Origin of the sequence: Staphylococcus capitis subsp. capitis, from assembly GCF_040739495.1 — a bacterium.
Lineage (GTDB): Bacteria > Bacillota > Bacilli > Staphylococcales > Staphylococcaceae > Staphylococcus > Staphylococcus capitis.
Genome location: NZ_CP145263.1, coordinates 1470212 through 1482640, shown reverse-complemented (window position 1 = coordinate 1482640; position 12429 = coordinate 1470212). Strand labels below are relative to the sequence as shown.

Below are 12429 nucleotides of genomic sequence, written 5' to 3'. Positions count from 1 at the left end.
ATTAGAGCGTACTTTTTTATACACTTTTTGATTAAGCGAGTTACATATTTATATGTTAAAATGTATGAGTTAAAACTGTACGTAAAAAATTATATTAATAAAAAAATATTTATAAATAAGGGTTGTGAAAATAGAAATGGCGAATGTAACACCAATGATGCAACAATATTTAAAAATAAAATCAGAATATGATGATTGTTTGTTATTTTTTAGACTCGGCGATTTCTATGAAATGTTCTTTGAAGATGCTAAAGAAGCATCAAGAGTTCTTGAAATTACCTTAACTAAAAGAGATGCTAAAAAAGAAAATCCAATTCCTATGTGTGGCGTACCATATCATTCGGCAGATAGTTATATTGAAACCTTAATTAATAATGGGTATAAAGTAGCGATTTGTGAACAAATGGAAGACCCTAAACAAACTAAAGGCATGGTTAAAAGAGAAGTTGTAAGAATTGTTACTCCCGGTACAGTTATGGAACAAGGCGGAGTTGACGAGAAACAAAATAACTACATCCTTAGCTTTGTAAAGGGTGAGGAATTAGCACTTAGTTATTGTGATGTTTCTACTGGTGAATTTAAGTCTACTCATTTTCAAGATGAAGCGACATTGTTAAATGAAATTACGACGATAAATCCAAATGAAATTGTCGTTAATGAAGAATTATCTGATGAGCTAAAACGCCAAATTAGCATGACTACAGAAACAATTACGGTACGTGAGTGTATATCAGATGAACAATATGATACAAATAAGCTTACTCATCATCTCATGCATAAATCTGCACAATTATTATTAGATTATATTCATCATACCCAAAAAAGAGATCTATCTCATATAGAAGAAGTTGTACAATATGCTGCTGTTGATTTCATGAAGATGGACTTCTATGCCAAACGTAATCTTGAACTAACAGAAAGTATTAGACTCAAATCCAAAAAAGGTACTTTACTATGGTTAATGGATGAAACTAAAACACCAATGGGCGCTAGAAGATTAAAGCAATGGGTAGATAGACCTTTAATTAGTAAAGATCAAATTAATGATCGATTAAATATAGTAGAAGAATTTATTAATCGTTTTATCGAAAGAGATACATTACGTAATTATTTAAATCAAGTTTATGATATAGAAAGATTGGTAGGTAGAGTTAGTTACGGTAATGTGAATGCAAGAGATTTAATTCAGCTAAAACATTCTATATCAGAAATTCCACATATCAAAGAATTACTTAACGAATTAGATGCTCAAACTACTACTCAATTCAATGAGCTTGAGCCATTAGATGATCTTTTAGAATTATTAGAAGAAAGTTTAGTAGAAGAACCCCCGATTTCAGTTAAAGATGGCGGATTATTTAAGACAGGTTTCAATGAACAACTAGATGAGTACTTAGAAGCTTCTAAAAATGGTAAAACTTGGCTAGCAGAATTACAGGCTAAAGAACGTGAGCGCACAGGTATCAAGTCTCTTAAAATAAGTTTTAATAAAGTTTTTGGTTACTTTATTGAAATAACACGTGCTAATTTGCAAGGGTTTGAACCTAGTGACTATGGGTACAATCGCAAACAAACATTATCCAATGCAGAGCGTTTTATAACTGACGAGCTGAAAGAAAAAGAGGATATCATTTTAGGTGCCGAAGATAAGGCGATTGAATTAGAATATCAATTATTTGTTAAATTACGTGAGCATATCAAAACTTACACTGAAAGGTTACAAAAACAAGCTAAAATTATTTCTGAATTAGATTGTCTTCAAAGTTTTGCTGAAATTGCCCAAAAATATAATTATGTAAGACCATCTTTCAGTGATGATAAAACTTTACATCTGGAAAATTCTAGACATCCCGTAGTTGAGAGAGTTATGGATCATAATGATTATGTGCCAAATGATTGTAGTTTAAACAATGATACATTTATTTATCTCATTACAGGGCCAAATATGTCTGGTAAATCAACTTACATGAGACAAGTAGCCATTATTAGTATCATGGCTCAAATGGGCGCATATGTACCTTGTGATTCTGCTATACTACCTATATTTGATCAAATTTTCACTAGAATCGGTGCAGCGGATGACTTAGTTTCAGGTAAAAGTACATTCATGGTAGAAATGTTGGAAGCACAAAAAGCATTAACCTATGCTACAGAAAATAGTTTAATTATTTTTGATGAAATTGGTAGAGGGACCTCAACTTATGATGGGCTTGCTCTAGCACAAGCAATGATAGAATACGTGGCACAAACTTCTCATGCTAAAACATTATTTTCAACGCATTATCATGAATTAACTTCATTAGATCAAATGTTGCCATGTTTAAAAAATGTACATGTGGCTGCTAATGAATATCAAGGAGAACTTATCTTCCTACATAAAGTCAAAGATGGAGCCGTTGATGATAGTTATGGTATTCAAGTAGCTAAGTTAGCTGATTTACCGGTAGAAGTAATAAGTCGAGCTCAAATAATATTAGATGAATTTGAACAAAAACCTTCTAATCAAATTATGCCTAATGAGTTACCAAATCATCATACAGATGATGAAAATGCAAATAATGAACATAACAAAGATGAGAAAAGTACAAAAATTAACGATTCATTTGAACAAGCTGCATTTGATTTATTTGAAAATAGTGATGAACAAAGTGAAATAGAATTAGAAATTAAGAATTTAAACTTATCCAACATGACGCCTATAGAAGCACTTGTGAAATTAAGTGAGTTACAGAATCAATTAAGATAGAGGTAGGTGTAAGAAATGGGAAAAATAAAAGAATTACAAACCTCATTAGCTAACAAAATTGCAGCTGGAGAAGTTGTTGAAAGACCTAGTTCTGTAGTTAAAGAATTATTAGAGAACGCGATTGATGCAAATTCTACTGAGATAAATATCGAAGTGGAACAATCAGGTATTGCTTCAATCAGAGTTGTTGATAATGGCTCAGGTATTGAGCAAGATGATTTGAGTCTAGTCTTCCATAGACATGCAACGAGCAAATTAGATGTTGATGATGACTTATTCCATATCAGAACACTAGGATTCCGTGGAGAGGCGTTAGCCAGTATTTCATCAGTTTCTAAAGTGACATTAAAGACATGTACAGATAATGAAAATGGTTTCGAAGTCTATGCTGAAAACGGTGAAATAATAAATCGTAAACCAGCAAAAGCTAAAAAAGGTACAGATATATTAGTTGAATCTTTGTTTTACAATACTCCAGCGCGCTTAAAATATATTAAAAGTCTTTATACAGAATTGGGCAAAATAACTGATATTGTTAACCGAATGGCGATGAGTCACCCGGATATTAGAATCTCTTTAGTGTCTGATGGCAAAACATTAATTAGTACAAATGGCTCAGGGCGTACTAATGAAGTGATGGCAGAAATATATGGAATGAGAGTTGCTAAAGATTTAGTACATGTTTCAGGAGATACGAGTGACTATCACCTTGAAGGTTTCTTTGCAAAGCCTGAACATTCAAGAAGTAACAGACACTATATTTCAATTTTTATTAATGGTAGATACATTAAGAACTTTATTCTTAACAAGGCTATTTTGGAAGGGTATCATACCTTATTAACTATCGGTAGATATCCAATTTGCTACATTAACATTGAAATGGATCCTATCCTAGTTGATGTTAATGTACATCCAACTAAGTTAGAAGTTCGTTTATCAAAAGAGGAACAGTTATATGATTTAATAGTTGAAAAAATTAGAGAGGCATTTAAAGATAGAATTCTGATTCCGCAAAATGATTTAGACCGTACACCAAGAAAGAATAAAGTTCTTGAATCATTTGAACAACAAAAAATGGATTTTGAAAAAAGGAATTCTGAAGTAGCACAAAATGGGGACCCATCAGAACACTTTTCATCTAAAGATCATTTTAACAATACTAATGATTCAGAAATTAGAGAAGGAATTAATAATTATCAAAATACAAATATTAGTTTGTCTAACCAAGATGAAGAGCAAGAAAATGCCTCTCATAATATACAACGTTCCGGAGAAGATAATTACTCTCAAATTCAAAAAGACATACTTAATGATATGGAAGATGATGATCTCTCCAATTCTGAATCAACCTCTAACAACGAGGGAGATATCAAAGGTACAGTGAGTCAAAATCCTAAACGTCGCGTACCATACATGGAAGTTGTGGGCCAAGTACATGGAACGTATATTATTGCGCAAAATGAAAATGGTATGTTTATGATAGACCAACATGCAGCCCAAGAGAGAATAAAGTATGAATATTTCAGAGATAAAATTGGAGAAGTATCTAATGAAGTTCAAAATTTACTTATACCTTTAACATTCCATTTCTCAAAAGATGAGCAAATGATTATTGATCAATATCAAGATGAATTGGATAAAGTGGGCGTTCACTTAGAGCATTTTGGTGGTCATGATTATATTGTAAATAGCTATCCAGTATGGTTTCCTAAAGCTGAAGCACAGGAAATCATTAAAGATATGATTGAGTTAGTTTTAGACAATAAAAAGGTAGATGTGAAGAAGATTAGAGAAGACGCAGCGATTATGATGTCTTGTAAGAAATCAATTAAAGCCAATCATTATTTAAAAAATAATGAAATGTCAGATTTAATTGATCAACTAAGAGAAGCAGAAGATCCGTTTACGTGTCCGCACGGTAGACCAATTATAATTAATTTTTCAAACTATGAACTAGAGAAACTATTTAAACGAGTGATGTAGAGGAGCTGTTATCTTGAAAGAAAATATTTTACCAGCTATTAGAAACATGAGAGATCTTGAAAGATTAACGAAGACGAACTATAAAGCTTGTGTATTATTAGATATGCATATTGGTCATCTAAAGAGTATAATGGGGTTACTAAAGCAAAATAATATAGAGTGTTATATTCATATCGACTTAATTAAAGGGTTGAGCCATGATGAATTTGCTTGTGAATATATTATTCAACAATATCAACCTAAAGGTATTGTTTCCACCAAAACAAAAGTTATTAGAAAAGCCAAATCATTAAATACTTTAACGATATTCAGAGTGTTTATTATTGATAGCCAAGCACTTACGAGAAGTATAGAGTTAATTAAAAAAGTTGAACCAGATTTTGTCGAAGTTTTACCTGGTATAGCGAGTAAAGCAGTGAATCAAATTCAAAAAGAAACTTCAACATCTGTCATTGCGGGCGGATTAATCAATGATGAAGAGGAAATTCAAGAAGCTATCTCAAGTGGAGCTAAATATGTCACTACAAGCTATCAAAAGCTTTGGTAGTAAATCATTATAAATTGTGAGTTGTTTGAGGAGAATTTTTATTCTTTAAGCAACTCACTTTTTTATAAAAAAATAACAATAACACTAAAATAATTAAAAAGTATTTTGGATATCAATAACATTTGCTCATTATTTTTATAAATCTAAATACTAATTATGACAATTATTTTACAAAGTTATTGACAACGCTTACAACCCAATAGTAAAATTATATCAAGTTTAAAAGTTAATAATAGAACAGAGACTGGGAGATTTCTACAAGCTTAATATCGCTATGGTAGGGGTCTCTCTGTTTTTTGGGAGGAATTTATATGAATGCTTATTTAGCAGAATTTTTAGGAACTGCGATCCTAATTCTTTTCGGGGGTGGCGTGTGTGCAAACGTCAACTTGAAGAGAAGTGCAGGCAACAACGCTGACTGGATTGTTATCGCAGCAGGTTGGGGTCTTGCCGTATCAATGGGTGCTTATGCTGTTGGTAAATTCTCAGGCGCGCATTTAAACCCAGCTGTAAGTATAGCTCTTGCCATGGATGGTGGATTTAGTTGGGCTCAAGTACCAGGATATATCATTTGCCAAATGTTAGGCGGTATCGTTGGTGGTGCACTCGTTTGGTTAATGTATCTTCCACATTGGAAAGTTACTGAAGAACATGACGTTAAATTAGGCGTGTTCTCTACAGCACCTGGAATCAAAAATTATTTCGCTAACTTTTTAAGTGAGATTATCGGTACTATGGCATTAACATTAGGTATTCTATTCATTGGTGTAAATAAAATTGCTGACGGATTAAACCCACTGATTGTGGGAGCTTTAATTGTAGCTATTGGTTTAAGTTTAGGCGGTCCTACTGGTTATGCAATTAACCCAGCTCGTGACTTAGGCCCACGTATTGCACATGCAATTTTACCAATTGCAGGAAAGAGTAAATCTAACTGGTCATATGCTATAGTGCCAGTATTAGGTCCTATTGCTGGTGGTATGCTAGGTGCTGTCATTTACGAAGTATTTTATAAACAAACATTCAATGTAAGTTGTGCTGTTGGAATTTTAGTAGTCGTAATCACTCTAGTATTAGGGTTGATTTTAAATAAATCTTCAAAAAAAGACGACATTGAATCAATTTACTAATTGCTATGATATATTAGATAATTATAATTATCGGGATTAAAATTTCTCGATTATGTGTATAGATATAATGGTTGATACTTTATAAATAGATTTAAAATACCAACTTTATAAAGCTTATTATTAATCACATCAAAAGGAGTCAAAACCTATGGAAAAATATATTTTATCAATCGATCAGGGAACGACAAGTTCACGTGCAATCTTATTTAATAAAGATGGAGAAATTAAAGGTGTTTCTCAACGTGAATTTAAACAACATTTTCCACACTTAGGTTGGGTAGAACATGATGCTAATGAAATTTGGACTTCAGTACTTTCAGTAATGGCTGAAGTTATGAACGAAAATGATATTCAATCTGAACAAATTGAAGGTATCGGTATTACTAACCAACGTGAAACAACAGTGGTTTGGGATAAAAATACTGGACGACCAATATATCACGCGATAGTTTGGCAATCACGTCAAACACAAGATATTTGTACTGAATTAAAAGATAAAGGTTATGAAGAAACATTTAGAGATAAAACAGGTTTACTACTTGATCCTTATTTCGCAGGAACAAAAGTAAAATGGATTCTAGATAATGTTGATGGAGCGAGAGAGAAAGCAGAAAATGGTGACTTGTTATTCGGAACTATCGACTCTTGGTTAGTTTGGAAATTATCAGGTAAAGCTGCTCATATCACTGATTATACAAATGCTAGTCGTACTTTAATGTTTAATATCCATGATTTAAAATGGGATGATGAATTATTAGACATTTTAGATGTTCCTAAACAAATGCTTCCTGAAGTTAAAGAATCAAGCGAAATATATGCTAAAACGATTGATTATCACTTCTTTGGTCAAGAAGTACCTATCGCAGGTATTGCTGGTGACCAACAAGCTGCATTATTTGGTCAAGCTTGTTTCGATCGTGGTGACGTTAAAAACACATACGGTACAGGTGGCTTTATGTTAATGAACACAGGTGAAGAAGCGGTTAAATCTGAAAGTGGTTTATTAACAACAATTGCTTATGGTATTGATGGCAAAGTTAACTATGCGCTAGAAGGTTCAATCTTTGTTTCAGGTTCAGCTATCCAATGGTTACGTGATGGTTTAAGAATGATTAATTCTGCACCTCAAACTGAGAACTACGCTTCACGTGTAGATTCAACTGAAGGCGTTTATATGGTACCAGCATTCGTTGGACTAGGTACGCCTTACTGGGATTCAGATGCTAGAGGCGCATTCTTTGGATTAACTCGCGGTACTGAAAAGGAACACTTCATCCGTGCGACATTAGAATCACTATGCTATCAAACACGTGACGTTATGGAAGCAATGTCAAAAGATTCCTCTATTGAAGTTCAAAACTTACGTGTCGATGGCGGTGCTGTTAAAAACAATTTCCTAATGCAATTCCAAGCTGATATCGTAAATACAGCAGTTGAAAGACCAGAAATTCAAGAAACTACTGCTTTAGGTGCTGCCTACTTAGCAGGTTTAGCTGTGGGATTCTGGGACGATAAAGAAGACATTAGAGAACGTTGGAAGCTTGAAACTGAATTTGAACCTAAGATGGAAGATGAACAACGCACTAAGTTATATAAAGGCTGGAAAAAGGCTGTTGAAGCAACTCAAGTATTCAAATTAGAAGATTAAGACAAAATTTTAAGAAAAGATGAGCTTTAAATGGATTTGATTTTCTTAAATGTGGTATACTTTAGTTAAGTTAATAAGAAAATCGAGAAACGAGAGATCTGTTCGTACAAAACAATTAAATGTTCTTGTGGGATAGGTGTCTCGTTTTTTATTTATTTCTAGGAGGCGTTAGATAATGGCATTATCTACATTGAAAAGAGATCATATCAAGAAAAATTTAAGAGAAAATGAATATGACGTTGTTATCGTCGGTGGTGGTATTACAGGTGCAGGTATTGCTCTTGACGCTAGTAACCGCGGTATGAAAGTAGCATTAGTTGAAATGCAAGACTTTGCACAAGGTACAAGTTCTAGATCTACTAAACTTGTTCATGGTGGTTTAAGATATTTAAAACAATTACAAGTTGGCGTTGTTGCTGAAACAGGTAAAGAACGTGCAATTGTTTATGAAAATGGTCCACATGTAACTACACCTGAATGGATGCTTTTACCAATGCATAAAGGTGGTACATTTGGTAAATTCTCAACAGCTATCGGTTTAACAATGTATGATAGATTAGCTGGTGTTAAAAAATCTGAACGTAAAAAAATGTTATCTAGAAAAGATACATTAAATAAAGAACCATTAGTTAAACAAGAAGGCCTAAAAGGTGGCGGTTATTACGTTGAATATCGTACTGACGACGCGCGTTTAACTATTGAAGTTATGAAAAAAGCAGCTGAAAAAGGTGCTGAAATCATTAACTATACGCGTTCAGAACACTTCACTTATGATTCAAATAAAAAAGTGAATGGTATCGAAGTATTAGATATGATTGACGGAGAAACATATGGTATCAAAGCTAAAAAAGTAATTAACGCTTCAGGCCCATGGGTTGATGAAGTGAGAAGTGGTGACTACGCACGTAATAATAAACAACTACGTTTAACTAAAGGTGTTCACGTTGTTATCGACCAATCTAAGTTCCCATTAGGCCAAGCAGTTTATTTCGATACTGAGAAAGATGGTCGTATGATTTTCGCTATTCCACGTGAAGGAAAAGCATATGTTGGTACAACTGATACTTTCTATGATAATGAAAAAGCTACACCATTAACTACACAAGAAGATAGAGATTATCTTATTGATGCAATTAATTACATGTTCCCAAGTGTAAATGTTAAAGATGAAGATATCGAATCAACTTGGGCAGGTGTTCGTCCATTAATTTTAGAAGAAGGTAAAGATCCATCTGAAATTTCTCGTAAAGATGAAGTTTGGGAAGGCGAATCAGGCCTACTTACAATTGCAGGTGGTAAGTTAACAGGTTATCGTCATATGGCACTAGATATTGTTGACTTATTAGCTAAACGTTTAAAACAAGAACATGGACTTAAATTTGAACCATGTGCAACTAAATATCTTAAAATCTCTGGTGGTGACGTAGGCGGTAGTAAAAACTATCAACACTTTGTTGATCAAAAAGTTGACGCAGCCAAAGGATTTGGTATTGAAGAAGATGTTGCACGTAGATTAGCTAGCAAATACGGTTCTAACGTAGATCAATTATTTAATATTGCTCAAACTGCTCAACAACAAGATAATAACTTACCGTTAGAAATTTATGTAGAATTAGTTTACGGTATCCAACAAGAAATGGTTTATAAACCAACTGACTTCTTAGTACGTCGTTCAGGTAAACTATACTTCAATATTCAAGATGTTTTAGATTATAAAGATGCTGTTATTGATGTTATGGCTGACATGCTTAACTATTCAGATGCTCAAAAAGAGGCTTACACTAAAGAAGTGGAAGAAGCAATTGATCAAGCACGTACTGGAAACAATCAACCAGCAGTTAAAGAATAATCATGTTGAATTAAAATGAATTGAATGAATATCTATTAAACTACTTGTGAATGTTGGCGCTTGCTTTCATTCATGGGTAGTTTTTTATTTGCGATTTGTGCTATCATTTTCCAAAAATAAATAAGTAATGATATTATGCAAACGATTTGATTACATGAATGTCACACGGTATATTATTTATAAAATGGTTCAAAAGCGCATATTGAACTGGACGTAAGTTAAAAGTTAGAAAGATTGGGGGCATATGTTGTGAGTCAAAGTCAATTTAAAATTACTGTTGAAGATGGAACAATGATAGAAGTTAAAGTTGATAAAGCGAAGAAAAATACTATTGGTATTGTCCATCTTTTTCATGGTATGGCTGAACATATGGACCGCTATGATGAGCTAGTAAATGCGTTAAATATTCAAGGTTATGATGTGCTACGACATAATCATCGTGGTCATGGTAAAGATATTGATGAAGTTGAACGTGGTCACTTTGAAAGTATGTCTCAAATCGTTGATGATGCATATGAGATAGTGGAAACTTTATATGGCGCTGAACTCAATGTTCCCTATGTTGTACTAGGACATTCTATGGGCTCTATTATTGCAAGGTTATTCGTAATGAGATACCCAGAATTCGCTAATGGCCTCATATTAACTGGGACTGGTATGTTCCCTAAATGGAAGGGTGTTCCGGCGACATTTGCATTAAAACTGGTTACGATGATATTAGGGAAACGCCGTCGAGTGAATTGGGTAAATAAATTAGTTAACAAATCATTCAACAAACGAATAGATAATCCTTTGACTGAGAGTGATTGGATATCTACAAGACGCGATGAGGTAGAGAAGTTTGTTAAAGATGAATATTGTGGATTTAAAGTATCTAACCAGTTGATTTATCAAACTGTAAAATTTATGATGCTAACAATAGAACCTAAATGTCTAGATAAGCTCAATAAACAATTGCCTATTTTATTAATTTCAGGAAAAGAAGATCCATTTGGTGATTATGGGAAAGGAATTAAACAATTAGGAAAATTATATAAAAAATCAGGTATTAAACACATTACTGTTCAGCTATATAAAAATAAAAGACATGAAATTTTATTCGAAGATGATTATCAAACGACATGGCAACATATGTTTGAGTGGATAGAGAAGCAAATTTTAAAGAAAAATAAAGTGAGTGAATAACTAAATGACGAATCAACCAAAGCCATTTCTTGTTGTTATTGTTGGGCCAACTGCATCAGGTAAAACTGAATTAAGTATTGAAGTCGCCAAAAAGTTTAATGGAGAAATCATTAGTGGTGATTCAATGCAAGTATACAAAAATATGGATATTGGCACAGCTAAAGTAACACGAGATGAGATGGACGGCATCACACATCATATGATAGACATTTTAGAACCTGACGAATCGTTTTCGGCATTTGAATTTAAAAAACGTGCAGAGGTATGTATTGAAGATATTACAAATAGAGGTAAATTACCTATTATAGCTGGTGGAACGGGTCTTTACATACAATCATTACTCTATAATTATGCGTTTGAAGATGAAACAATTTCAGAAGAACAAATGAAACGAGTTCGAGCGCAACTTGAAGAATTAGAACAGTATAATAATGAAGACTTGCATCAGTATTTAGCTTCGTTTGATAGTGATTCTGCAGAAGATATTCATCCAAATAATCGAAAAAGAGTACTTCGAGCGATAGAATACTATTTAAAAACAAAAAAACTTTTAAGTTCTCGCAAGAAAGTGCAACAATTTACTGAAAATTATGATAAATTATTATTAGGGATTGAAATGTCGCGCGAAACATTATATTTTAAAATAAATAAACGTGTCGATATTATGTTGGGTCACGGATTATTTAAAGAAGTGCAAGACCTCGTAGAACAAGGTTTTGAATCAAGTCAAAGTATGCAAGCAATTGGATATAAAGAACTCGTTCCTGTAGTAAAAGGTCATTTACAGATGGAGGACGCTATAGAAAAACTTAAGCAGCATTCACGTCAGTACGCGAAACGACAGTTAACTTGGTTTAAAAATAAAATGGACGTTCTTTGGTTAGATAAAGAAAAAATGTCACTTCAGATGATGTTAGATGAGATTACAACCCAAATAAATAAAAGGAGTTCTAAACATGATTGCAAACGAAAACATCCAAGATCAAGCACTAGAGAACTTTAAAGCAGACAAAACTGAGGTCACTGTATTCTTTTTAAACGGCTTTCAAATGAAAGGTGTTATTGAAGACTTTGACAAATACGTTGTAAGTTTAAATTCTCAAGGCAAACAACATCTGATTTACAAACATGCGATCAGCACTTTTACAGTTGATACTGAAACAGAAGAATCATCTGAAGAAAAAAGTGAAGAATAGAAGTTGTAATCAAAGTGCATTAATAACGCCATTTTGTTGAAGAGTAAAAACTAATCACTGGTTTTGCTAATCAATGAAATACATTTAAGTATTGAAGATAATGTTTTAAAACATAAGCACTTTAGAACAAATCAAGGGAATGTTT

At 33.0% G+C, this 12429-nt stretch carries 9 protein-coding genes; all 9 read left to right on the top strand.

Annotation, left to right across the window (positions count from 1 at the left end; genetic code table 11):
- The first annotated feature begins 136 nt into the window (after positions 1-136).
- The 9 genes from mutS (at position 137) to hfq (ending at position 12284) form a co-directional block, all read left to right on the top strand.
- A complete protein-coding gene (mutS, locus tag V6C74_RS07445) occupies positions 137-2746 on the top strand; it encodes a DNA mismatch repair protein MutS (RefSeq protein WP_016898119.1) in 2610 nt (869 codons plus the stop codon).
- Between the two features lie 15 nt (positions 2747-2761).
- A complete protein-coding gene (mutL, locus tag V6C74_RS07440) occupies positions 2762-4729 on the top strand; it encodes a DNA mismatch repair endonuclease MutL (RefSeq protein WP_016898120.1) in 1968 nt (655 codons plus the stop codon).
- 13 nt (positions 4730-4742) lie between these two features.
- Positions 4743-5276, top strand: a complete 534-nt coding sequence (locus tag V6C74_RS07435; RefSeq protein ID WP_002453128.1) for a glycerol-3-phosphate responsive antiterminator — start codon at positions 4743-4745, stop codon at positions 5274-5276.
- Positions 5277-5587: 311 nt separating this feature from the next.
- Entirely contained in the window at positions 5588-6406 is an 819-nt protein-coding gene (locus V6C74_RS07430; protein WP_016898121.1) for an MIP/aquaporin family protein, read from the top strand.
- 148 nt (positions 6407-6554) lie between these two features.
- Entirely contained in the window at positions 6555-8054 is a 1500-nt protein-coding gene (gene glpK, locus V6C74_RS07425) for a glycerol kinase GlpK (RefSeq protein WP_002453130.1), read from the top strand.
- A 175-nt stretch (positions 8055-8229) separates the two neighbouring features.
- Positions 8230-9903: a glycerol-3-phosphate dehydrogenase/oxidase gene (locus V6C74_RS07420; protein ID WP_002453131.1), complete on the top strand. Its 1674-nt coding sequence runs from the start codon at positions 8230-8232 to the stop codon at positions 9901-9903.
- A 249-nt stretch (positions 9904-10152) separates the two neighbouring features.
- On the top strand, positions 10153-11088 hold the full coding sequence (locus V6C74_RS07415) for an alpha/beta hydrolase (RefSeq protein ID WP_002453132.1): 936 nt from the start codon (positions 10153-10155) through the stop codon (positions 11086-11088).
- A 4-nt stretch (positions 11089-11092) separates the two neighbouring features.
- A complete protein-coding gene (miaA, locus tag V6C74_RS07410; protein ID WP_002453133.1) occupies positions 11093-12091 on the top strand; it encodes a tRNA (adenosine(37)-N6)-dimethylallyltransferase MiaA in 999 nt (332 codons plus the stop codon).
- Positions 12045-12284, top strand: coding sequence for an RNA chaperone Hfq (hfq, locus tag V6C74_RS07405; RefSeq protein ID WP_002453134.1), 240 nt, complete (start codon positions 12045-12047; stop codon positions 12282-12284). Before miaA ends, hfq begins: the two co-directional genes overlap by 47 nt.
- Positions 12285-12429: the final 145 nt, after the last annotated feature.

Bases quoted from the DNA above. Each gene is read 5' to 3' on its own strand.
- V6C74_RS07420 (WP_002453131.1), top strand. From the start codon at position 8,230: ATGGCATTATCTACATTGAAAAGAGATCATATCAAGAAAAATTTAAGA.
- hfq (WP_002453134.1), top strand. From the start codon at position 12,045: ATGATTGCAAACGAAAACATCCAAGATCAAGCACTAGAGAACTTTAAA.
- miaA (WP_002453133.1), top strand. From the start codon at position 11,093: ATGACGAATCAACCAAAGCCATTTCTTGTTGTTATTGTTGGGCCAACT.
- V6C74_RS07430 (WP_016898121.1), top strand. From the start codon at position 5,588: ATGAATGCTTATTTAGCAGAATTTTTAGGAACTGCGATCCTAATTCTT.
- glpK (WP_002453130.1), top strand. From the start codon at position 6,555: ATGGAAAAATATATTTTATCAATCGATCAGGGAACGACAAGTTCACGT.
- mutS (WP_016898119.1), top strand. From the start codon at position 137: ATGGCGAATGTAACACCAATGATGCAACAATATTTAAAAATAAAATCA.
- mutL (WP_016898120.1), top strand. From the start codon at position 2,762: ATGGGAAAAATAAAAGAATTACAAACCTCATTAGCTAACAAAATTGCA.